The organism is Aminobacter sp. MET-1 (assembly GCF_026521175.1).
Classification (GTDB): Bacteria; Pseudomonadota; Alphaproteobacteria; order Rhizobiales; family Rhizobiaceae; genus Aminobacter.
The window spans coordinates 88,902-109,466 of the sequence record NZ_JAMSHL010000018.1 but is presented as its reverse complement, the minus strand read 5'-3'; the positions used below and the strand labels follow the sequence as shown (position 1 = coordinate 109,466).

Here is a 20,565-nt window from a genome sequence, read left to right as displayed (position 1 = left end):
CTTCGAATCGCGGAAACCCTCTGTCTCTTTGTTTTTGCGCAATTCCGGACGGAAAACCGCTGCGTACTTTTCCTGGAATTGCTCTAGAACGCGTCTCCCTGCAGGCTCGGGTGGGCTACCGCGAAGGCCGGCAGGGCTGCGGCAGAACCTGAGATCTCCACCGACAGCGGGAATGCGGAAAGATCGCAGTCGAAACGCCGGGCATTGGCCACCTGCGGCACCAGGCAGATGTCGGCGATGGTGATGGTATCGCCCAGGCAGTATCGGCCATGGCGGCCGGCCGCCCTGAGCGTCGCCTCGAACGAGCGGAAGCCTTCCTCGATCCAGTGCCGGTACCACTCGTTGGTGTCGTCGTCGGAGAGCGTCCAGCGCGATTTCAGGTATTTCAGCACCCTGACATTGTTGAGCGGGTGGATGTCGCAGCCGATGACCTGGGCGAGGCCGCGGACGTAGGCGCGCCCGACCGGGTCGGCGGGCAGAAGCGGCGGCTCGGGATGGGTCTCGTCGAGATATTCGAGCACGGCGAGGCTTTGCGCGAAAACTTGGCCGTCCTCGACCAGCGCCGGCACCAGGCCTTGCGGGTTGAGCGCCATGTAGTCGGGAGTGCGGTGGTCCATCCTCGGCAGGCTGACGAAGCGGGGCTCGTAGTCGAGCCCCTTGAGCGCCAGCGCGATGCGCAGCCGGTACGAGGTCGACGACCTGAAGAAGGTATGGAGCGAGCGCATCGCCGCAGCAGTCAGTTTGACGCGGCGTTGAGGATTTCGTCGGGCGTCGATGAGACGACCTCGACATATTTGGGCACGAACTTGCGGCCCTCGATCAGGCCGACGAAAGCCGGCTTGATTTCTTCGGCCAGCACCTTGCGGATCTTGGCGTGCTCGACGATGTCCGACCACTCGGCAATGAGGAAGAAGCGTTGCGGATCCTCGGTGTCGCGGCACAAGACGCCGTCCTTCACCTGGGCCCAGGATTTGTGCATCGGGTTGCCGTCCGAATAGTCGAATTCCTCGAACAGCTGGACGAATTCGTCCTCGCGTCCGGCCTCGACCCGAAAGTCGTAGATGTGAAGGAAGTTACCCTTCGTCGCCAGTGGTTCCTGCGCCATGGTGCTCTCCTTTTCCAGTGTTCCCAATAATCATCAGTGTACCGCCTTTTATTGCATGCGCAAGGCGCAATGCCTTGCTGGGAAAGGGATTCGCAGCCGTCGGCTTGCCTTCGATCGGCCTGTTACTTCGCTGAAAATATGCGGCGGTACCGCTCTTTCCCGCCGATCGGGCAAGAGCTAGACATTGGGTAATCGCAAGCGAGGGAAAAAGCGTGGCAGCCAAGTCGGCAAAGACGACAGGGACACGGAAAAAGGCGGCGGCCGAGCCGCACCAGCCAAATCCCGAGTTGCAGCAGCTCATCGAAAGGCTGCCATTGTGGAAGCGGCCGGGCTATCTCATCCGCCGGCTGCACCAGGTGCACTACGCCCTGTTTTTCGAGGAATGCGAGGGCTTCGGCATCACCCCGGTGCAATACGGGCTGCTGACCATCCTCTCCGGCAATCCCGATTCCGACCAGATCTCCCTTGCCCAGGCGCTCGGCATCGACCGCACCAATGTCGCCGACGTGCTGTCACGGCTGGCCCAGCGCGGGCTTATCGAGCGCACCCGCAGCACCGAAGACAAGCGCATGGTGCTGGCGCGGCTGACCGCCGAAGGGGAAAAGCTTGTGGCGGCCATGCACCCGGCGATGAGCCGTGCCCAGGACAGGCTGCTCGACACGCTTGCTGACAAGGAACGCGAGGCGTTCCTGTCGACGCTGATCAAGTTGCTCGAGGCCAACAACAAATATGGCCGGGCGGCCCTTGCCACCGCCAAGTTCGGCGACTGACCGACAGTCATTGGTTGCTGTCCGCGCGGCCTACCGGTTCCAGCAGGCGACGAGATGGCCGGGCGAGCGCTCCGACAGCTTGGGCGCTTCCTTGCGGCACTGGTCCGACGCCAACGGGCAGCGCGTCGAGAAGCGGCAGCCGGGCGGCGGGTTGACCAGGTCGGGAATCTCGCCGCCATAGACGATGCGCTTGCGCTGGCGCTGGGTGCGCGGATCGGGCACCGGCACTGCCGACAGAAGCGCCTCGGTATAGGGATGGATAGGATGATCGTAGAGATCGTCCCGGTCGGCGATCTCGACCATGCGCCCGGCATAGAGGATCGCCACCCGATGCGAGATGTGGCGAACGACGGAGAGATCGTGGGCGATGAACAGGTAGCTCAGGCCCAGCTCCCGCTGCAGGTCTTGCATCAGGTTTACCACCTGCGCCCGCACCGACACGTCGAGCGCCGACACCGGCTCGTCGGCAACGATGAACTCGGGCTGCAACGCCAGCGCCCGGGCGATGCCGATGCGCTGACGCTGCCCCCCGGAAAAAGCGTGCGGAAAGCGGTCATGCGCATCTGCTGGCAGGCCGACGACGCGCAGCAGTTCGGTGATGCGGTCGCGCGCCTCGTCGACATGGCGCACCAGCCCGTGCACCAGCAGCGGTTCGGCGACGAGGTCGATCACCCGCATGCGCGGATTCAGGCTGGAATACGGATCCTGGAACACCAGCTGCATGTTGCGGCGGAGCTTTCGCAGCGCCTCACCCTTGGTGTTGGTGATGTCCTTGCCCTGGAAGACGATCTTGCCTGACGACGCACTGATGCGGCGCAGCACCGCGCGGCCGGTGGTGGTCTTGCCGGAGCCGGATTCGCCGACCAGCCCGAGCGTCTCGCCGGGCCTGAGGTCGAAGGAGATGTCTTCCAGCGCCTTGAACGCCTTGGGCCGCCCCCAGAAGCCTTGCGCGCCGGTTTCGTAGGTCACGTCGAGCCCCTGCACGCTGAGCAGCGGCGGTGCTGGCGGCTGGGCTGGCACGGGGTTGAGCATCGATAATTCCTGTCAGGGGAAGGACGGCGACATCAGCGGCGTCGCCCAGGCCGGCACCGAGGGCTGCCAGCAGGCGGCTTCCGCGTTCGGGCGGATATGTTCGAGCTGCGGCGCCTTGCGGCAGGCCTCGCCCGACAGCGGACAGCGCTGCTGGAACGAACAGCCCTCGGGCGGTGTCACCAGATTGGGCGGCGTTCCCTCTATCGAGACCAGCCGGTCCGACACCTCGTCGAGCCGCGGCGTCGAGCGCAGGAGCCCTTGCGTGTAGGGATGCGCCGGGCGCTCGAACACGTCCTCGGCAAGGCCGGTCTCGATGATCTGGCCGGCATACATCACCGCAACCCGGTGACAGAGCCCGGCGACGACGCCGAGATCGTGGGTGATCAGCACCACCGAAAGGCCGAGCGACTGCTGCAGTTCGGCCAGCAGTTCGAGAATCTGCGCCTGGATGGTGACGTCGAGTGCCGTCGTCGGCTCGTCGGCGATCAAAAGCTCGGGCTCGCAGGCAATCGCCATGGCGATCATCACGCGCTGGCGCATGCCACCTGAGAATTCGTGCGGATACTGTTCAAGCCGTCGCCGCGGCGCGCTGATGCCGACGGCCGCAAGCAGCTCCTCGGCGCGGTTGCGCGCCTGGGTGCGCGTCATGGCAAGATGCCGTTCCAGCACCTCGCTGATCTGCGTGCCGACCTTCAGCACCGGGTTCAGCGAGGTCATCGGGTCCTGGAAGACCATTGCCACTTCCTTGCCCCTGATATCGCGGGCGAAGCGCTCGCCATCGGTGCCGAGCAGCGAGCGTCCCTTCCACCTGATGTCACCGGAGGCGATGCGGCCGGGCATGTCGATCAGCCCCATCACCGCCTGTGCCGTCACGCTCTTGCCCGAGCCGGATTCGCCGACCACGCCTAGCGTCTCGCCGCGGCCGATGGATAAGGTCACGCCGCGCAGGCCGTGCACCAGGCCGCGCCGGGTGTCGAACTCGACCTTGAGCTTCTCGACTTCGAGCAGCGGCATGCCCGTGCTGTTGGCGACGTTCATGAGCGGCCTCCCTGGCTCTTGGCTTCGGGGCTTTGCATCTTCGGGGCGCGGCGGGCCTGCCGGGCGGCCAGCTTGGCGCGCTGGTAAGCGAAGCGCTTCTCGCGTTCCTGCGGGTCGGTGGTGACGCGCACCCAGCTGGCAAAGAGGTTGACGGCGAGCACGGTGACGGCGATCGACAGGCCGGGGAAGGTGATCAGCCACCAGGCGACGAAGATGTAGTCGCGGCCGTTGGCGACATCCAGGCCCCAGCTCGTCGCCGGCGGCTGTACGCCGAGCCCGAGGAAGGACAGGGCTGCTTCCGCCAGCACGATGTTGGTGAATTCGAGGATGCCGAGCGTCAAAAGCGGCGAGATCAGATTGGGCAGGATGTGGCGGAACACCACCCTGGATGTCTTGCAGCCGATCATTTCGGCAGCCTCGACATAAGGCGTCTGGCGCACCGAAAGCACGATGCCCCGCACGACGCGGGCATAGACCATCCAGTTGGTGATCGCGAGCACGATGATCATCGTCGTCATGCTCGGGCCGATGACCGAGATCACCAGCAGGATCAAAAGCAGGCCCGGGAAGGCCACCTGTACGTCGACGATGCGCATGATGATGGAGTCGGCGCGGCCGCCCTTGAACCCGGCCCACAGGCCGAGCACCACGCCGAAGGTTCCCGCCGACAGCACCACGACAACGCCGACCAAAAGCGAGGCGCGGGCGCCGTAGATGACGCGCGAAAGCACGTCGCGGCCGAGATGGTCGGTGCCCAGGATGTGGTCCCAGCTGCCCTTGGGCAGCCAGGCCGGCGGCTTGAGCCTTGAGACGACCGACTGCGCTGCCGGATCGTAGGGCGCAATCAGCGGCGCGAAGATCGCCATCAGCAGAAGTGCCACGATGACAGCGAAACCGAGCGTGCCGAGCTTGTCAGGCCAGAGTTCGCGGCCGAACTCGTCGAGCTTTGCCCAGAGGGACGGGCCGCGCCTTGAGGTCTTGGCGGTCACGACCGGCGTCGTCACAGGCATGGGGATAGCCATCTCAAGCCAACCTTATCCGGGGATCGATGAGTTTGTAGATGACGTCGAGGCCGACATTGATGACCACGATCAGCACCGCCACCGTGAAGACGATCGCCTGCAGCAGGAACAGGTCGCTCTTCTGGATCGCCTGCATGGCCGTCAGCCCGAGGCCGGGCCAGGCGAACACGGTCTCGACCACGACGGTGTAACCGGCCAGCGCACTGATCAGCTCCCAACCTGCCAGTGTCACGAACGGCACCAGCGTGTTGCGCATCGCATGCACCATGACGACGCGCGGAAAGCGCAGTCCCTTGGCGCGCGCTGTGCGCACATATTGCTGATTCAGCTCGTCGATCATCGACGAGCGCACCAGCATCACCAGCCGCGCCAGCGACGGCATGGCGAGCGTGATCGCCGGCAAAATGAAATAGGGCAGGCCGCCCATGCCCGATGTCGGCAGCCATCTCAGCGTCACCGCAAAGAACACGATGAGGATGAGCCCGAACCAGAATTGCGGCAGCGACAACCCGAACAAGCCTACGAAAACAGTGGTACGGTCCACCCATCCGCCGGGCCTTAGTGCCGCGATCGCGCCCAAAGGCAGCGCCAGCACGATCGCCAGGCCGAGGCCGGCGCCGATCAGCATCAGCGTGTTGGGCAGGCGTTCGAGCACGACATCGAGTGCCGGCCGGCGCTGCCACAGGCTTTCGCCGAAATCGAGCCGCGCGAGATCGCCGACGAAATCGACGAACTGCTCGCCCATCGGCCGGTCGAGGCCGAATTGCTGTGCGAAGGCCGCGCGCTGCGCGTCGGTTGCCGAAAGCGGCAACATGACCTTTACCGGGTCGCCGACCATGCGGGTGGCGATGAAAACGATCAGAGTCACACCGATGACGACAAGCAGGCCTTGTCCGATGCGGCGGAGCAGAAAACCACCCATAGCCCTCTCCATTGCCTGAAGCCGGCTCCCCCGAGCCGGCCTCAGAATTTCCGGGGTCCGCTTATGTTTTTATGTCGGACCCGCGTTCTCCAATATTATTCCGTGACCTTCATCTCCTTGACCAGGAGTTTGGAGTCGACACGCGGCTGCCATTCGAGGCGCTTGGAGAAGCCGTAGATGTCCTGCTGGTTGAGCAGCGGGACGAGATACGACAGATCGTACGACTTCTTGGTGATGGCGTCGTACATGGCCTGGCGCTTCTCGACGTCGGTCTCGATCCTGGCGGCGTTGATCTGGTCCGACATTTCCTGGTCGCTGTTGGACGCGGAACTCGCCTTGCTCTGTAGCACCGATGTCATTTCACGGTCGACGTCGAGCAGTTCGTTGGAGTTCGACAGGAAGACCGCATCCGGCCGCTTGTTCTTGTCGAACAGCTGGTTGAGGTACTCGCCGAAGTCCTCGATCTTGATGTCGACGTTGAGGCCTGCATCCTTCCAATAGGCGCCGACGGCCTCGATCAGTTCGCGGTCCTTGAGCCAGCGGCCGGCTTCGCCGACGAGCTTGACGGTCTTGCCCTCGGCGCCCGCTTCCTTGATCAGGGCCTTCGCCTTGTCGACGTCGAACACGTAGTCAGGCAGCGCCTTGTTGTAGCCGAAGGCCTTGGGGTTGACGACCTGTCCCTTGGCCGGCGTGGCGTAGCCGCCAAACAGGCTCTCGGCTAGCGCCTTGCGGTCGACCGAAATGTTCATGGCCTCGCGGACGCGCGGGTCCTTTGTCACCTCGTTGTCGGTCGACACGATCATGAGCGTCGTTTCGAGGCCGCTGACGGCCGCGAATTTCGGCGCCTGCTCGGCGAATTCCGGCAACAGGTTGGTGATGACGTCGAGCTCGCCGGCCATCAAGCCCGACAGGCGGGTGCCGGACTCGCCGACGAACCGGTAGGTCACCTTGTCGATCGCAGGTGCACCGCCCCAATAGTCGGCGTTCTTCTCCAGTACGATATCCTGGCCGCGGTTCCAGCTGGTGAACTTGTAGGGACCGGTGCCCGAAGGCGCCTCGGCAAACTTGGCATCGCCCGAATAGGCGGCCGGGATCATCTTCATCCAGTACATGCGCGACGGCAGGATCGGGTCGGGACCTGAAGTCAGGATGCGCACGGTCAGGTCGTCGACCTTCTCGGCGCCGGTGATGGTGCCGAAATAGGCCATCTGCTCGGACTTCAGCGCCGGGTCGATGACGCGCTTGACGCTGTTGACCACGGCGTCCGCATTGAACGCCTCGCCATTGTGGAACTTGACGTCGGGCCGGAGCTTGAACTCCCAGGTCTTGGCGTCGACCTGCGTCGGGGCCGCAGCCGCGAGGCCCGCGACCAGCTCGCCCTCGGGCGTGCGCGCCATCAGCGTTTCATAGACGTTGTCATTGATCGCGCGCTCGCCGCCGTCGTCGCGCACCTGCGGATCGAGTGTCGACGGCTCGGAGCCAATTGCGATGGTGATGTCTGCTGCCTCCGCCGTCAGCGGCGAAAGCGCCATGATGGCCGCCAAGGCGGCACTGCTTGCCAGTCTCGTCAATAAGTTCATCGGTCCACCCATTAGCTATGACAATAAAAGCGAGCGAAGTGCGCAGTCTTGAGCTGCGCTGATATCGCGGGTCGCCACATCCCTCGGCAAGAAGAGTGGATTGTATGCAATCGACTGTCAAGCGAATGTTGATCAACTTTTGGCCTGGCATGATGCGGTCAACTGAAGGTGCCCTGAAACATCAATCAAATAGTTGAAATTGCTCAAAATTTAGAACGCGATTGCTGAAATTTCGTTCATGAATAGCAGCTGCGCAGATCGCGATAGCCAGCTTTCTGGTCATTTCTTGCATATAGTATACCAAAAATGGCCACGAAATGGCCAGACGGGACGCTGTTATGGCTGTTTCCAGGGGGAAGACCGAGTGCCAATAGAGCGCGGGACCGACCCTGGCATCAAGAGTTTTCGATGCAACCAGACACAGTTTCGTATTATCGTGTCTACCGGGACGACTTTATTCTCGGATGCGTGTTGCTGACGTCATTGGTGATGACGCGCCTCATTCTGGCAATAAATCTTCCGGACTTTCGTCAGCTGCTATCGCAATTCGCGAACCGAGGGCTACCAGGCATTTGGATCATGCCTGGCATCGGGCTTCGCCGGTCGAGTTGGGATATTGACTGACCAAGATTCCGCTTGGCGTCCAATTTGTCGGTTACCTGCTCGGCGACTATGCGCTGCTTGTCGCCGCCGGTCAGCTCGAAATGCGCTGTTCCCCGCCTCTTTAGGCGCGGGTGTCACGCCTGGCTGAAATAGCGCGGCGGCAGGTGCACGGCATCCGGGTTCAACCGCTCGAACACCGCAGCCATGTCGAACAGCCGGTTCTCGGACCCGCTTGCGCCCAGAATCTGCACGCCTGCCGGCATACCGCTTGCCGCCTTGCCGAAAGGAAAGGCAAGTGCCGGGTGTCCGGTCAGGTTGGCCAGGATGTTGGGGATTGGCTCCTCAAGAAAGTAGAACTTGTCGACTGTCCTGAGCGGTCCGGCCGAGGCGAGCGCCCCCGGCATCAGCAGGGCATCGACCCGCGCCAGCTGCGTATCGAGCTTGTGCCTAAGGATGCCGCGCAGCCGTTCGGCTGCCACGAGGTCGGTTGCGGCAAGGCATTCACCCGCCAGCGAGCGGCCGCGGAACATTTCGCCGAAGGCGGAAAAATTGCTGCGCACCTCGGTGCCGTATTGGGTGGCGATCTCGGCCATCATCACGATGGCGCCGGGCGCGTGGAAGGTCTCCAGCGGCGGCAGGTCGACTTCGACGATCTCGCCGCCATGGCTGGCGAAAAGCTCAAGCGTCTTGGCCATTGCCGCCGCCATCTCGGGCCTCAGCTTGTCGCTAAGCCCCCAGCCGTCTGGCGATATGCCGAGCCGCATGCCGGCGAAGCCCGGCTCGTCGGCATAGGGCGGCCGCGTCCATTTTGTGCCCGACATCACGGCATGCAGGATGCGGCAGTCCTCGACCCGTGCCGCGATTGGGCCGCAATGGTCCATCGAGCGGGCAAGCGTGTCGACGCCGTCGACCGGCACGACGCCGAAGCCCGGCTTCAGGCCGACCATGCCGCACATGGTCGAGGGCAGGCGGATCGAGCCGGCCGTGTCGGTTGCAACCGAGCCCTTGCACAGCCCGCCGGCGACGGTCACGCCCGAGCCGCTCGACGATCCTCCGGGAAACATCTCGGTATTCCAGGGGTTGCGCGCCGGCGGAAACGGCAGGTCAAAAGACGGTCCTCCGAAGGCGAGCTCATGGCAATTGGCCTTGCCGATGACGATGGCGCCTGACGCTCGGAGGCGGCTCACGACTGGCGCGTCGGCCTTTGGCTTCCTGCTGAGCCGCGAATGCGAAGCGCCGGTGTTGGGCATGCCGGCGACATCGACAATATCCTTGACCGAGACCGGCACACCGGCCAACGGGCCGACCTTCTCGCCGGCCGCGATCCGCGCGTCGAGCGCCCTTGCCTCCGTCAGCGCCGCATCAGTCGCGACATGGACGTAGCCTGACAACGCGCCGTCGAAACGCGCGATGCGGTCGAGGAAATGGGCTGTTACCTCCACCGCGGAAATCTCCCGCTGCGCCACCCCTGAAGCGATCTGTGCGATCGGCATGCGCTCGAACGGCGTCATCGTCCGACACCCTTGTCGTGCTCGGCGAGCAGCTCGGCCACGCGCCTGGCCAGCCGGTCGAGGATGGCTGTGCCGCGGGCGAAGTCGGCGACCTCGGCAGCAGATGCTTCCTGAGGCAACGAGATCGCCGGGCCCGCCGGCGTCGGCGTGGGAGGCGTGGTCACTTCACGCATGGTTCCTCCACATCGAGGCAAATTTGGAATTGATCAGTATACATCTGATGTGCATTCTGCATTTAGAGGATGTAGGGAGAGAGATTGGATTTGTTGGAAAAGCGCTTTGACGTCGTGGTGGTTGGCGGTGGCATTGTCGGCCTTTCGGTAGCTCTGGAAGTCCAGTCGCACGGTCTCTCGGCAGCCATAGTCGATCCAGGCGTGGTCACCGACCGAGCGTCCTACGGCAATGCTGGGGTGCTCAGCCGTGGCTCGATCTTCCCGATGGCTGCGCCCGGCATCCGCTCCCGTTTGCCGCGTTATGCGCTTGGACGCGACATTGCCGTCCGCGCCCGCTTGCGCTCGCTGCCACATCTGTTGCCCTGGCTGACGCGTTTCCTGGTTGCTGCGGAGGAAGGCGCCTGGCGCCGCGCGGCCGCCGCTCTCGACCCGATGGTGGCGCAAGCCTTCGACCGTCATGTCGCGATGGCCGAACTGGTCGGCGGCCGCCATCTCATCAAGCGCAATGGCTGGTTGAGGCTCTACCGCAACGCCGAGGAGCTCGCCGGCAGCAGGCTCGAACGTGAGGTGCTTGCCCAGCAGCGCGTCAGCTTCCACTGCCTCGACGAGGACGAGATCCGCCAGCTCGAACCGCATCTTGCCCACCGCTTCACCCACGGCATCTTTTTTCCCGACACCGGCTCGGTCGAGAGCCCGGGCGAACTGGTCGAACTGTATCGCGCTGCCGCCGAGGCGCGGGGCGCCGCCTTCGTCGCCGGAGCGGCCGATGCAATCATCGAGGCCGAGGGGGGAATGGCCGTTCGGGCAGGCAACCGCCGCATCGAGGGACGTCATGTTGTGCTGGCAGCCGGAGCACGTTCGGCAACGCTTGCCGCAACCCTCGGCTATCGTTTCCCGCTGGCGGCCGAACGCGGCTACCACCGCCATTTTGAGTTGCCCGACGGTGTCGAGCTGCGCCGTCCGGTCTATGACGCTGCCGGCGGTTATGTACTGTCGCCGATGAACGGCAAGGTCAGGCTGCTCAGCGGCGTCGAGCTGGCGCGGCCCGACGATCCGCCTGACCACGTCCAGATAGAGGCTGTCGAGCCCGATGCGCGCAGGACGCTGGCCTTCACGCAGCCGGTCGAGGACACGCCGTGGCTGGGCAGCCGCCCGTCGACGCCTGACGGGCTGCCGGTTATAGGTCGCGCCGCGCGCCATCCACACCTGGTCTTCGCCTTCGGCCACGGCCATATCGGCTTCGCAAACGGTCCGGCCACAGGGGCTATCGTTGCCAGCCTGGTCGCCAGCCAGAAGCCGCCGCTGCCGGTCGAGGCTTTTTCGCCGGCCCGCTTTGGCGGCTAGGCAACCCATGGCAAACCGGCTCACGGCAACGTCAGCCCGCCGTCGACATGCAGTGCCTGGCCGGTGATCTGGCTCGCCTCCCGCGACAACAGGAACTGGATCGCCGCGGCCACATCGGCCGGTTCGGTCAGCCGGCCCGTCGGTGTCACCGCGATGGCCTTTTCCAGCGCCGAACTGGTGGCCGCGAAATGCCCCTTTGGGTCCTTGCGGGTGAAGCCGGGCACCACGCAGTTCACCGTCACGCCCTTGGGCGCGAGCTGGACCGCCATCGATTTCGCCAGGGCCTCCAGCGCACCCTTGCCGGCCGAGGTCGCCGGGAAGTGGATGTCGGCGGTGCCGAAGATATGGGCGACGAAGGAACTCACCACCACGACGCGGCCCAATTCGGAGGCCTCGAGATCGGCCATGGCCGCATTGACCAGCCTGAGCAGCGCCGTTGGCATCGTGGCGAAGGCCTGCTCCAGATCCTGAGGCTGCACTTCGCCCAGCGTCGAGCGCGCCGCCTGGGCGGCGTTGCTGACGATCTGGTCGACGCGGCCGAAGCGCTCGCGTGCCGCCGCCACCATCCTGGCCGGCACCTCGGGGTCGGCCAGATCGCCGACGACCATGTCCACCACGGCACCTTTCCGCCCGCAGATCTCGGCCACTTCGCCCAGACCTTCGGCGTTCTTGCGCGTGTGCAGCACCAGGCCGACGCCCGGCGCCGAAAGCCGCCGCGCCGTCTCGGCGCCGATACCGCTGGCTGCCCCGGTGATGAGCACGATGCGATCGAATGTCCTGGCCAAATCCCTGTCCCCGCTCTGTTGAGAAATATGTCTAGAGGCTGACGGCTCACGCGCCCAGAGCCAGCCCGTCTTTGCGTTTGTCCGAACCGCCGAGCAAGCTGCCGTCCGCGTCGCGCAGCACGAACTGCGCGCCGCCGAAATCGCTGCGTCCACCAAGCTCGCCAGCACCTTCGGGGTCGGTGTAGCCGGCGTCGCGCAGGGCGCGTGCGATCCTGTCGGGCGTGCCCGGCTCGATCGCCAGTTGCTTCGCGCCTTCCAGCCGCCAGCGCGGCGCATCGATTGCCGCCTGGAGCTTCTCGTTCCAGGCCGCCAGCCGCACCATCATCTGCACATGGCCCTGCGGCTGCATTGCTCCTCCCACCACGCCGAAGCCGCAGTGGAAACGGCCGCCCTTCAGCGCTGCCGCTGGCACGACCGTATGATAGGCGCGCTTCGACGGTCCCGGCCCGTTGATATGTCCCGGTTCCGAAAAGCCAAAGCCACGGTTCTGAAGCACGAAGCCATGACCCGGCACGCCGATGCCTGAGCCGAAGCGTTTGAAGATGCTGCTCATCAGCGTCACCGCCAGGCCGTCGCTGTCGACGACCACGGTGCACACTGTATTCCCGGCTGGATCGGCCACCGTCTCCTTGGCATGCGCCAGCGCCCGGCCCACCGCCTGCACCATGGCAAGCGTGGTGCCGGGGTCGTCACGTTCCAGCGGCAGGGCGTCCAGTTCCTCCAGCGCGTCAAGCACTGCCACGCCATGGGTGTTGGGCGGGCATTCAAGCATGGTCAGCCCACGAAAGCTCCGACGCAGCGGCTCGCCGAAATCGCCGCGATGGGCGGCGAAGTCTCCTGCGGACAGCACGCCGCCGCATGCCTGATTGGCGGCAGCTGCGCGCTGCGCCGCGTCGCCGAGATAGAAGGTATCGGGTCCGTCGGCTGCGATAGCCTGCAGGACTTTCGCCAGTTCGGGATTGGCGAAGCGTTCGCCCGCGCGCGGCGCGTTGCCTGAACGGTACATGGCGGCCGCGGCCGCATCGCCCTTGATGATCGGTTCGAACAGCGCCCATTCGCGCGCCGCAATGGGCAGCACCTCGAAGCCGCCGGCGGCAAGCGCGACGGCAGGCGCCAGCAGCTGCGCCATCGGCAACCGGCCGTGGCGCATATGCAGGTCGAACCAGCCGCGCACGGCACCTGGTACGGTCACTGACAGGGCGTGTCGTTCGGGGATGCGCCGGTTGGGCAGCCGCTCCAAGATATCGGCGGTCAGCGCCGCCGGCGCCCGGCCGGTGCCGTTGTAGCTTGTGCCACGGCCATCGGGCTCGACCAGCATGGCCAAGAGGTCGCCGCCGATGCCTGTTGCCATCGGCTCGACCACCCCGAGGATGGCGTCGGCCGCGATCGCCGCATCGACCGCCGAGCCGCCGGCCGCCAGCATGTCGATTGCCGTGCGCGCCGCCAGCGGATGGCCTGTCGCCACCATCGCGTTCTGGCCACGTACGCCGTTCGCCGGATCGTTCATCTCAGCCATTCCTTTCCTCGCTCCGGTCATTCGAGCTACGACATACTGTATGCGCATGCTTGAAACATGCGGACGAAGCGACTGTAGAATGCGGCTTGCGTCAATGTCAATTTGGTATACAGTATTCCAAATCAGATTTGAAAAAGCCATTCAGCCGACAGGGGAACCCGATGACTGTGCCGATGAACCCGGATGAATTTCGCACTGCGCTGGAAAACGCCATCAAGGGCAAGAGCGCCAACAAATCGCCGTTCTCGATGGCCTGGGCCAGCGGCAAGCTGAGCCGCGACCATCTCTCGCGCTGGGCCGAGAACCACTACCACTATGTGGGGCCGTTCGCGGATTACCTCGGTTACATCTATTCCCGCATGCCCGAGCAGTATGTCGAGGCCAAGGATTTCCTGCTCGCCAACATGTATGAGGAAGAGATCGGCGGCGACCGCCACACCGATCTGCTGATACGTTTCGGCGAGGCTTGCGGCACATCTCGTGAGCGCATGACCGACCCGGAAAACATGTCGCCGACGACGCGCGGCCTGCAGAGCTGGTGTTACGCGGTGGCGATGCGCGAGGACCCGATCGTCGCCGTTGCCGGGCTTGTCGTCGGCCTCGAATCCCAGGTGCCGTCGATCTACCGCAAGCAGACGCCGACGTTGCGCGACAGCTACGGCTTTACCGACGAGGAAGTCGAGTTCTTCGACCTGCACATCGTCTCCGACGAAATCCACGGCGAACGCGGCTACCAGATCGTGCTGGAGCATGCCCGCACGGTCGAGATGCAGGAACGTTGCCTGAAGATCTGCGAGGTCGGCGCCCAGATGCGCCTGCTCTACACCACCGCACTCTACAACGACTATGTCGCCGAGGATGTGAAGCTCGGCCGCGTCGCACCCATGGAGCCGGAGCTTGCCGGTATCGGCGGGGTTTGAGGCTCGCACATGCCGACAGTCGTGATCCACAAAAACGGTGAAGCCTTCACAGGTGAGGTCAAGGACGACACCAACCTCGTCGTCCGCGCCGGCATCAAGCAGTTTCCCTATCCGCACCTCGCCTACAAATGCGGCATGGGAAAATGCGGCACCTGCGCCAGCCGCATCCTGGCCGGCGCCGAGCACCTGCCGCCGCCCAACTGGAAGGAGAAGAAACAGCTCGGCGACAAGCTCGACGAGGGTTTTCGGCTCGTCTGCCAGCTGTGGATCAAGAACGACATCGAGCTCCGCCAGGAGAAGGTGACGGAGCAGGCCTAGCGCAATTCCAGGAAAAGTGGGCAGCGGTTTCCGTCCGGAATTGCGCAAAGCAGAGCCAGCCGAGCCGGAAGGCGCGGCACTTCCCGAACAATTTTGCCGGCAATGCTTCGGTGGCGTCGGCGTGATCAGCAATCAGCACGAGGTGGACAATGTATGTGGTTCTGACGACCAAGCCGGGCGAATTCCGGACCGAGATGAGCCCCGGCGTACAGCCGGTCGAGACCTACGACTACATCTTCTACGGCCGCAAGCGCGCCAGCTTCACCATCGCCAAGCTGACCGATCAGGACCAGACGCGCATCCGCATCGTCGAGGACGAGCCGCCGCAGATCGAGAACAACGTGCCCTGCAAGCTGTTCGAGAAATTCTCGTCCGTCGAGGAAGCCCGCCACGAGCTCAAGACGCTGACCACCTACGGCAGCATGGACATCCAGCTCAAGCTGGTCTGACCGGCCAACAGCATCGAACGCGCCGATGATCAACATCACCTTCATCACCAACGACAACAAGCAGGTGTCCGCGCCCGAAAACAGCAATCTGCTGCGCGTGTCGCTGCGCGAGAAGGGGGGCATCCCCTTCAAATGCGGCGGCGGGCTGTGCGGCACCTGCAAGTGCCGGATCGAGACCGGCATCGAGAACACCGATGCCGTCAAGCCCAAGGAACGCAACCACCTGACGGCAGACGATCTCGCCGCCGGCTTCCGCATGGCCTGCCAGACCTTCGTGCTCGGCGACGTCGCCGTCTCCTGGGTGCCAAAAGGACGCTGACGCGCCTTCGAACGCAGAACGACTTCCGAAAGCAAACGACCAATGACTGAGCGACACCTGAACTACATCGCCGGCGAGTGGCAGCCCGCTTTCGGCGGCGCCACTTTCGAGGACCGCAATCCGGCCGACGAGCGCGACCTCATCGGCCTGTTCCCGGATTCGGATACCGTCGATGTTTCCGCCGCCGTTGCCAGCGTCTCAACGGCCTGGCCGGCTTGGGCGGCGCAGTCGCCGGAGGTTCGCGCCGACGTGCTGTTCCGTGCCGCCGACATCATGGCCCGTCGTGCCGACGAGATCGCCGCAGAGCTGACCCGCGAGGAAGGCAAGACGCTTAACGAGGCGCGCAACGAGGCAAGGCGCATCGCTGCCAACTTCCGCCTCTATGCCGGCGAGGCGCTGCGCCTCAATGGCGAGACCTATCCGAGCGAAAGCGCCCAGCTGGTGCTGTCTCTGCGCCAGCCGGTCGGCATGGTCGCCGTCATCACCCCGTGGAACTTCCCGCTGTCGATGGCCGCCCGCAAGCTTGGCCCGGCCCTTGCCGCCGGCAACGGCGTCGTCTTCAAGCCGTCCGAGGTCACGCCCCTGATGGGCCAGCGCCTCGTCGAGGTGCTTCTTGAGGCCGGCCTGCCGCCCAAGCTTGTGGCGCTCGTCCAGGGCAAGGGCGCCAAGGTCGGCCAGGCGATCACCGCGAGCGCAGGCGTCGATGCGCTGACCTTTACCGGCTCCTATGCGGTCGGCAAGCAGATCGCAGCGTCGCTCTCCACCGACACCCGCGTCCAGCTCGAGATGGGTGGCAAGAACGCGACCGTCGTGCTTTCAGACGCCAGCATCGACAAGGCCGTCGCCACCATCGAGCGCGGCGCCTTCGGCCTCACCGGACAGGCCTGCACCGGCACCAGCCGTGTGCTCGTCGCTCGCCCGCTCTATGCCGAACTGGTGGCGCGGCTCGAAAAGTCTGTTGCCGCCATCAAGGTCGGGCCGGGCACGGCAGACGGCGTGCAGATGGGCCCGCTTGCCACCCGGGCGCAATACGACAAGGTCTTGGCCTATGTCGGCATCGCCCGCGAGGAGGGCGGCCGCGTCGTCGGTGGCGATGCTTTGCGCGAGGCCGACCAGAGCCTTGCGCATGGCTATTTCGTTCGCCCCGCCGTCGTCTCCGATCTTCCGGAGACCAGTCGCCTTTGGCGTGAGGAGATTTTTGGACCGGTCGTCGCCATCCGTCCCATCGACAGCCTAGACGAGGCGATCAGGCTGGCCGACGATACCGAATACGGCCTCGCCGTCTCGCTGGTGACCGGCGATCTGCCGTCGGTGCTGCGTTTCGCCCGCGAGACCCAGCACGGCATCGTCAAGGTCAACAGCCCAACGACTGGCGTCTCGCTCAACGCGCCGTTCGGCGGCCTCAAACATTCGAGCAACCAGGCGGCCAAGGAGCAGGGCGGCGCCAACGTCATGGACTTCTACAGTCGCATCAAGAGCGTCTATCTTGGGGCCTGACATGCTCCAGCGCCTGACTGAGCTGATGCCCGGCGACTTCGTGCCGGGCCATCTGTTCGGCATGGGCGCCATGGTCTTCGTCGCCGCCTTGCTGCAGGGCATAGGCGGTCTTGGCTTTGCCATGGTTTCGGCGCCGCTTGCAGTGCTGTTCTTTCCCGAAATGGCGCCCGGGCCGCTGCTGGTGCTCGGTGCCGGCCTGGCGCTGCTTGGCCTGCTCCGCGATTTCGATGCCGTCGACTGGCCGAGCGTCACCACGCTGATGGTCGGGCGTGCCGGCGGCACGCTGCTTGCGGGCGCGACGCTCGCGGCCTTGCCCACCAATGCATTCTCGATCGTCTTTGCTCTGTTGATCCTCGCGGGCGTCGGCCTCAGCTTCGCCGGCTGGAAGGTCAGGGCATCTCACCCCAACATGGCGATCGCCGGCCTCGCCTCGGGGCTGATGGGCACCATAACCTCGTCGGGCGCGCCGCCCTTCGCCATTGTCATGCAATATGTGCCGCCGCGTCAGATGCGGGCGACCATCAGCTGTGTCTTCTTCGCCGGCGCCATCCTGTCGCTGCTGATGCTCGCTTACGTCGACCGTTTCACACTGCCGCAGCTCTGGCTCGGCATCCTGTTGTTCCCGCTGATGCTCGGTGGCTTCTTCGTCTCCGGCCGGTTCCATCGCTATTTTTCGCCGCGTGGTGTTCGTTTGCTTCTGCTCACCATGTCCGGGCTCGGTGCGCTTGGCATTCTCGCGAGGACGGTTGTCCAATGAGCCTGCCTCACATCACGGATGAACTGGTCGAGGCAGCCGTCTCCGCCGCCGATGCACGCGCGGCGCTGGCCGATGCCTTCCAACGTTTCGGGCGTGAGGAAGCGGCGATGCAGCCACGCATCCGCAGCGAGGCCGCTGGCATCAAGTTGTCGACCCTGGGCGCGGTCATCCCCGGTCAGGACGTGGTTGGCGCCAAGGTCTACACCACCATCAAGGGCCAATTCTCCTTCATCATCCTGCTGTTTTCCTCGGTCGACGGCCGCGCGCTCGCCACCTTCGATGCCGGCGCCATCACAAGGCTGCGCACCGCCGGCTGCTCTGTCATCGCAGCACAGCAACTTGCCCGTCCGGAAGCTGCGACGCTCGCGGTCTTTGGCTCCGGTCCGCTCGGCCGGGCACATGCCATCCAGATGGCCGAAGTCTTCCCGCTCAAGCGTGTGCTGTTGGTCAGCCGCTCGTCCGATCCTGCCCTGGCGGCCGGGCTGGAAGCTGCCTGCGGCGTCCCTACGCGACTGGCCACAGCAGAACAGGCGGCGTCAGAGGTCGACATTCTGATCACCGCCTCGCGCTCGCCATCAGCGCTGTTTTCCGGTGACCTGCTCAAGCCCGGGTCTTTCATCGCCGCCGTCGGTTCGAGCCTGCCCAACACGCGCGAGCTCGACGACCGGGCAATGGCCCGTGCTTCGCTTGTCGCCGTCGAATGGCGCGAACAGAGCCTGCGCGAGGCCGGCGATCTCGTGCTGGCAGATTCCGCGGCGCTCACGCCGGACAAGATCGTCGAACTCGGCGAGATCCTTGCCGGCAAAGCACGCGGCCGCACCAGCGCGGACGAGATCACCATCTACAAGTCCGTCGGTGTCGGCTTGCAGGACATCGCGTTGGCCGGATTGGCTTATCGGCGGATCGTCGGCGGCTAGCCGTGGACGTCAGGCGTGGGCCGCGCTGATGGCAGCGGCCACCGAGAAGCCGCCGACGATCAGGGCCGCCGCCCGGTAGGAGTGCCGGCGGAGCGCCGCCGGAAGTGCCGCGCCCAGTGCCGTCCAGCCGATGCCGGCCAGCGAGGAAAGCAGCACGAAGCAGGCCACGCCGGCCGGCTGACTGTCTGCCATCAGACCCGGGATGACGATGGTGCCGACCAGCATCGCCTTGGGGTTCAGCATAGTCGTCACGATCACGCGCCAGAATGCACCCTGCCTCGCCTTGATGTCGGGCACGACCGGCTGCCGCCACAGCCTGGCCGCCGAAACCAGCAGCCAGGCCGACGCGATGGCCCTCATGACGGCGAGCGCCACTGGCGTGCCGTGAAACTGCTCCTGGAGCACCAGGAACAGGCTGACGGCAAGTGCATAGCCCAGCGCCTCGGCCAGAGGCAGGTGGAGCGCCTTGCGCAATCCCATCGCCGCGCCCGATGCGGCCAGGATGGTGTTGGTCGGCCCCGGCGTCAGCAGGATGGCCAGGGATGCGGCGACAAACGACAGGACTGACATCGGGGTATCCATGGCTGCGTGAAGCTCTCGGCCATTTATGCCCGCGCATGGAGGCCGACCTTGACCCAGGTCAAGCCGTTGTCCAGCAGTCATGCTGGGACGACGACAATCTGCGCCATCGCCTCTGAAATTGCGCCTGCGCCGATCGTCTGCCTCTACCCTTTCTTCGCGGCCTGTCGAGCCTGCTGCAGGCTGACCACTCCGTCCCTGGAGATCGTGTAGTTGCCGCCATTTCGGGACACGACCAGCCGCTTGGCTTTCAGCACCTTGAACTCGGCGAGGCCGGCGCCCTCGAGGGACCAGCCCTCGCGGGTGACGAACGATGCTTCCAGAGGTCGGTTCCTGGCGTCCTTTTCAAGGATGATCGTGCCGCCGAACGACAGCACTTCGAGCGCTTTGCGCTCCTTCTTCGAGATGTTCATGATGTTGAGTGTCCGCAATCCCGGCGACCAGGCACCGGGCGTCATCCATTATGGCAAGCTGTGGGCTCACCGATTTGGCTGAACACGGCCCCGGTCCACGCAATGCGTGAAGCGGGGCTTTAGCGGGACTCAAAAGAACAGGTCATGATGGTGCGGAGCTATAGGTCCGATTGCGGCGGGCTCAAGGCGGCCCCGCCGGCGATAGCGGTCAGCGACCCTGCAAAACCCGGATCAGCTTGCTGTTGTCCGCCGTGCGGGAATCGAGATTGACGTAGTCCTGGTAGGTGATGCGGTTGCTGGCCATGCCGTTGATCAGGCGCTTGCAGAAGGTGGCCGCATAGTTCTTCGGATCGATGTTGAACACCGCGGCCATCTCGGCCTTGTCCTTGGCCGAGCGGGCATTCTCGTCCTTGATGCAGCTGTTCATCGTTTCGCGCTTGAGGGCAGGGCTGCCGGCCAGAGTCGTCTGGGCGGTCTTGTATTCGCCTTGAGACATGGTGGTGCAACCAGCGAGAATTACGGAGATGCCGAGGAGCGCAGCCAAACGAATCATTCTTACACATTCCAAATGTTCTGAATATTTTTCTCGAAATGATCAGAACTGAATGCTGCCTGCAATCGCAAAGGTATTTCAGGAAAACTTGATATTAAAGGATCGAACTGGCGATGTCGTCCAGACAAGTGCTTCGGTGTCTACCACCACCGTGGACTTGGCTCGCATATGATCATGTAGCATTGCATGTAGCGAGCATATTCGGCCGTGCCCGGTTGCGGCCATTTGCGGCTGTCGCTGTAGCCTTTCAGCAGGCTGGAGCACTCGCTCCTCTCGGGATCCATGAAGTCGAAGACGATTGTGGCAGGCGAAATCATCGTCATGCCCGCCAAGATAAGGCACCCAAGACCTGCTGTCAGGAAAAGGTGGACATTGCGCATGGATACACCAAATACAAGAAAGGTGAATTCTTGCGACTACATGCCGAAGGCATCAAGAAATA

Annotated in this window: 23 protein-coding genes; 9 read left to right on the top strand and 14 right to left on the bottom strand. The window is 64.4% G+C overall.

Annotated elements, in window-relative coordinates; genetic code table 11:
* Window positions 1–83: 83 nt before the first annotated feature.
* Window positions 84–725: a maleylacetoacetate isomerase gene (gene maiA, locus NDO48_RS22360; RefSeq protein WP_267322373.1), complete on the bottom strand. Its 642-nt coding sequence runs from the start codon at window positions 723–725 to the stop codon at window positions 84–86.
* Window positions 726–736: 11 nt separating this feature from the next.
* Window positions 737–1,105: a hypothetical protein gene (locus NDO48_RS22355; RefSeq protein WP_267322372.1), complete on the bottom strand. Its 369-nt coding sequence runs from the start codon at window positions 1,103–1,105 to the stop codon at window positions 737–739.
* A 212-nt stretch (window positions 1,106–1,317) separates the two neighbouring features.
* Between NDO48_RS22355 and NDO48_RS22350 the strand changes: the two genes are divergently transcribed.
* Complete coding sequence (locus NDO48_RS22350; RefSeq protein ID WP_018425834.1) at window positions 1,318–1,875, top strand: MarR family winged helix-turn-helix transcriptional regulator; 558 nt, start codon at window positions 1,318–1,320, stop codon at window positions 1,873–1,875.
* A 30-nt stretch (window positions 1,876–1,905) separates the two neighbouring features.
* Here NDO48_RS22350 and NDO48_RS22345 read toward each other — a convergent pair whose 3' ends face one another.
* The 7 genes from NDO48_RS22345 to NDO48_RS22315 all read right to left on the bottom strand — a co-directional run bounded on the left by NDO48_RS22345 (window position 1,906) and on the right by NDO48_RS22315 (window position 9,756).
* Window positions 1,906–2,907, bottom strand: a complete 1,002-nt coding sequence (locus NDO48_RS22345; protein WP_267322371.1) for an ABC transporter ATP-binding protein — start codon at window positions 2,905–2,907, stop codon at window positions 1,906–1,908.
* A gap of 12 nt (window positions 2,908–2,919) precedes the next feature.
* Window positions 2,920–3,945, bottom strand: coding sequence for an ABC transporter ATP-binding protein (locus tag NDO48_RS22340; protein ID WP_267322370.1), 1,026 nt, complete (start codon window positions 3,943–3,945; stop codon window positions 2,920–2,922).
* A complete protein-coding gene (locus tag NDO48_RS22335) occupies window positions 3,942–4,955 on the bottom strand; it encodes an ABC transporter permease (RefSeq protein ID WP_267322369.1) in 1,014 nt (337 codons plus the stop codon). Before NDO48_RS22335 ends, NDO48_RS22340 begins: the two co-directional genes overlap by 4 nt.
* Before the next feature lie 13 nt (window positions 4,956–4,968).
* Window positions 4,969–5,889: an ABC transporter permease gene (locus NDO48_RS22330; protein ID WP_018425838.1), complete on the bottom strand. Its 921-nt coding sequence runs from the start codon at window positions 5,887–5,889 to the stop codon at window positions 4,969–4,971.
* 95 nt (window positions 5,890–5,984) lie between these two features.
* A complete protein-coding gene (locus tag NDO48_RS22325) occupies window positions 5,985–7,469 on the bottom strand; it encodes an ABC transporter substrate-binding protein (RefSeq protein WP_026226765.1) in 1,485 nt (494 codons plus the stop codon).
* A 737-nt stretch (window positions 7,470–8,206) separates the two neighbouring features.
* Entirely contained in the window at window positions 8,207–9,583 is a 1,377-nt protein-coding gene (locus NDO48_RS22320) for an amidase (protein WP_018425840.1), read from the bottom strand.
* Window positions 9,580–9,756 (bottom strand): hypothetical protein, encoded by a 177-nt coding sequence (locus NDO48_RS22315; protein WP_018425841.1) that lies wholly within the window; start codon window positions 9,754–9,756, stop codon window positions 9,580–9,582. The genes NDO48_RS22320 and NDO48_RS22315 overlap by 4 nt, the downstream gene beginning before the upstream one ends.
* Before the next feature lie 84 nt (window positions 9,757–9,840).
* On the opposite strand from NDO48_RS22315, the gene NDO48_RS22310 reads away from it, so the two are divergent.
* A complete protein-coding gene (locus NDO48_RS22310; RefSeq protein ID WP_267322368.1) occupies window positions 9,841–11,100 on the top strand; it encodes an NAD(P)/FAD-dependent oxidoreductase in 1,260 nt (419 codons plus the stop codon).
* Between the two features lie 20 nt (window positions 11,101–11,120).
* Here NDO48_RS22310 and NDO48_RS22305 read toward each other — a convergent pair whose 3' ends face one another.
* Entirely contained in the window at window positions 11,121–11,885 is a 765-nt protein-coding gene (locus tag NDO48_RS22305; RefSeq protein WP_267322367.1) for an SDR family NAD(P)-dependent oxidoreductase, read from the bottom strand.
* Window positions 11,886–11,931: 46 nt separating this feature from the next.
* Window positions 11,932–13,401: a gamma-glutamyltransferase family protein gene (locus tag NDO48_RS22300; RefSeq protein ID WP_267322366.1), complete on the bottom strand. Its 1,470-nt coding sequence runs from the start codon at window positions 13,399–13,401 to the stop codon at window positions 11,932–11,934.
* A gap of 161 nt (window positions 13,402–13,562) precedes the next feature.
* Here NDO48_RS22300 and NDO48_RS22295 point away from each other — a divergent pair, with 161 nt between their 5' ends.
* From NDO48_RS22295 to NDO48_RS22265, 7 genes are all read left to right on the top strand, one after another.
* Window positions 13,563–14,321 carry a TenA family transcriptional regulator gene (locus tag NDO48_RS22295; protein ID WP_018425845.1) on the top strand — a complete coding sequence of 253 codons (759 nt, stop codon included), beginning with the start codon at window positions 13,563–13,565 and terminating at the stop codon, window positions 14,319–14,321.
* A gap of 9 nt (window positions 14,322–14,330) precedes the next feature.
* Entirely contained in the window at window positions 14,331–14,639 is a 309-nt protein-coding gene (locus NDO48_RS22290) for a 2Fe-2S iron-sulfur cluster-binding protein (RefSeq protein ID WP_018425846.1), read from the top strand.
* A gap of 149 nt (window positions 14,640–14,788) precedes the next feature.
* The gene (locus NDO48_RS22285) at window positions 14,789–15,088 is read left to right on the top strand and encodes a hypothetical protein (protein WP_018425847.1); all 300 of its coding nucleotides are present in this window, start codon (window positions 14,789–14,791) and stop codon (window positions 15,086–15,088) included.
* 25 nt (window positions 15,089–15,113) lie between these two features.
* Window positions 15,114–15,407, top strand: a complete 294-nt coding sequence (locus NDO48_RS22280) for a 2Fe-2S iron-sulfur cluster-binding protein (RefSeq protein ID WP_018425848.1) — start codon at window positions 15,114–15,116, stop codon at window positions 15,405–15,407.
* Between the two features lie 42 nt (window positions 15,408–15,449).
* A complete protein-coding gene (locus NDO48_RS22275) occupies window positions 15,450–16,904 on the top strand; it encodes an aldehyde dehydrogenase family protein (protein WP_267322365.1) in 1,455 nt (484 codons plus the stop codon).
* Window position 16,905: 1 nt separating this feature from the next.
* Window positions 16,906–17,661, top strand: a complete 756-nt coding sequence (locus NDO48_RS22270; protein WP_051091881.1) for a sulfite exporter TauE/SafE family protein — start codon at window positions 16,906–16,908, stop codon at window positions 17,659–17,661.
* A complete protein-coding gene (locus NDO48_RS22265; RefSeq protein ID WP_267322364.1) occupies window positions 17,658–18,578 on the top strand; it encodes an ornithine cyclodeaminase family protein in 921 nt (306 codons plus the stop codon). The genes NDO48_RS22270 and NDO48_RS22265 overlap by 4 nt, the downstream gene beginning before the upstream one ends.
* A gap of 9 nt (window positions 18,579–18,587) precedes the next feature.
* Here the strand turns inward: NDO48_RS22265 and NDO48_RS22260 are convergent, their stop codons facing one another.
* The 3 genes from NDO48_RS22260 to NDO48_RS22250 form a co-directional block, all read right to left on the bottom strand.
* Complete coding sequence (locus NDO48_RS22260) at window positions 18,588–19,148, bottom strand: LysE family translocator (protein ID WP_018425852.1); 561 nt, start codon at window positions 19,146–19,148, stop codon at window positions 18,588–18,590.
* Between the two features lie 155 nt (window positions 19,149–19,303).
* Window positions 19,304–19,570 (bottom strand): YjhX family toxin, encoded by a 267-nt coding sequence (locus NDO48_RS22255; protein WP_026226767.1) that lies wholly within the window; start codon window positions 19,568–19,570, stop codon window positions 19,304–19,306.
* Between the two features lie 208 nt (window positions 19,571–19,778).
* Window positions 19,779–20,066 carry a hypothetical protein gene (locus NDO48_RS22250; RefSeq protein ID WP_267322363.1) on the bottom strand — a complete coding sequence of 96 codons (288 nt, stop codon included), beginning with the start codon at window positions 20,064–20,066 and terminating at the stop codon, window positions 19,779–19,781.
* Between the last annotated feature and the right edge of the window lie 499 nt (window positions 20,067–20,565).

What these genes read in the sequence shown, in the direction of transcription:
- maiA (WP_267322373.1), bottom strand. Translation starts at nt 725, where the DNA reads ATGCGCTCGCTCCATACCTTCTTCAGGTCGTCGACCTCGTACCGGCTG.
- NDO48_RS22355 (WP_267322372.1), bottom strand. Translation starts at nt 1,105, where the DNA reads ATGGCGCAGGAACCACTGGCGACGAAGGGTAACTTCCTTCACATCTAC.
- NDO48_RS22345 (WP_267322371.1), bottom strand. Translation starts at nt 2,907, where the DNA reads ATGCTCAACCCCGTGCCAGCCCAGCCGCCAGCACCGCCGCTGCTCAGC.
- NDO48_RS22340 (WP_267322370.1), bottom strand. Translation starts at nt 3,945, where the DNA reads ATGAACGTCGCCAACAGCACGGGCATGCCGCTGCTCGAAGTCGAGAAG.
- NDO48_RS22335 (WP_267322369.1), bottom strand. Translation starts at nt 4,955, where the DNA reads ATGCCTGTGACGACGCCGGTCGTGACCGCCAAGACCTCAAGGCGCGGC.
- NDO48_RS22330 (WP_018425838.1), bottom strand. Translation starts at nt 5,889, where the DNA reads ATGGGTGGTTTTCTGCTCCGCCGCATCGGACAAGGCCTGCTTGTCGTC.
- NDO48_RS22325 (WP_026226765.1), bottom strand. Translation starts at nt 7,469, where the DNA reads ATGAACTTATTGACGAGACTGGCAAGCAGTGCCGCCTTGGCGGCCATC.
- NDO48_RS22320 (WP_018425840.1), bottom strand. Translation starts at nt 9,583, where the DNA reads ATGACGCCGTTCGAGCGCATGCCGATCGCACAGATCGCTTCAGGGGTG.
- NDO48_RS22315 (WP_018425841.1), bottom strand. Translation starts at nt 9,756, where the DNA reads ATGCGTGAAGTGACCACGCCTCCCACGCCGACGCCGGCGGGCCCGGCG.
- NDO48_RS22300 (WP_267322366.1), bottom strand. Translation starts at nt 13,401, where the DNA reads ATGGCTGAGATGAACGATCCGGCGAACGGCGTACGTGGCCAGAACGCG.
- NDO48_RS22295 (WP_018425845.1), top strand. Translation starts at nt 13,563, where the DNA reads ATGACTGTGCCGATGAACCCGGATGAATTTCGCACTGCGCTGGAAAAC.
- NDO48_RS22290 (WP_018425846.1), top strand. Translation starts at nt 14,331, where the DNA reads ATGCCGACAGTCGTGATCCACAAAAACGGTGAAGCCTTCACAGGTGAG.
- NDO48_RS22285 (WP_018425847.1), top strand. Translation starts at nt 14,789, where the DNA reads ATGTATGTGGTTCTGACGACCAAGCCGGGCGAATTCCGGACCGAGATG.
- NDO48_RS22280 (WP_018425848.1), top strand. Translation starts at nt 15,114, where the DNA reads ATGATCAACATCACCTTCATCACCAACGACAACAAGCAGGTGTCCGCG.
- NDO48_RS22275 (WP_267322365.1), top strand. Translation starts at nt 15,450, where the DNA reads ATGACTGAGCGACACCTGAACTACATCGCCGGCGAGTGGCAGCCCGCT.
- NDO48_RS22270 (WP_051091881.1), top strand. Translation starts at nt 16,906, where the DNA reads ATGCTCCAGCGCCTGACTGAGCTGATGCCCGGCGACTTCGTGCCGGGC.
- NDO48_RS22265 (WP_267322364.1), top strand. Translation starts at nt 17,658, where the DNA reads ATGAGCCTGCCTCACATCACGGATGAACTGGTCGAGGCAGCCGTCTCC.
- NDO48_RS22260 (WP_018425852.1), bottom strand. Translation starts at nt 19,148, where the DNA reads ATGTCAGTCCTGTCGTTTGTCGCCGCATCCCTGGCCATCCTGCTGACG.
- NDO48_RS22255 (WP_026226767.1), bottom strand. Translation starts at nt 19,570, where the DNA reads ATGAACATCTCGAAGAAGGAGCGCAAAGCGCTCGAAGTGCTGTCGTTC.
- NDO48_RS22250 (WP_267322363.1), bottom strand. Translation starts at nt 20,066, where the DNA reads ATGTCTCAAGGCGAATACAAGACCGCCCAGACGACTCTGGCCGGCAGC.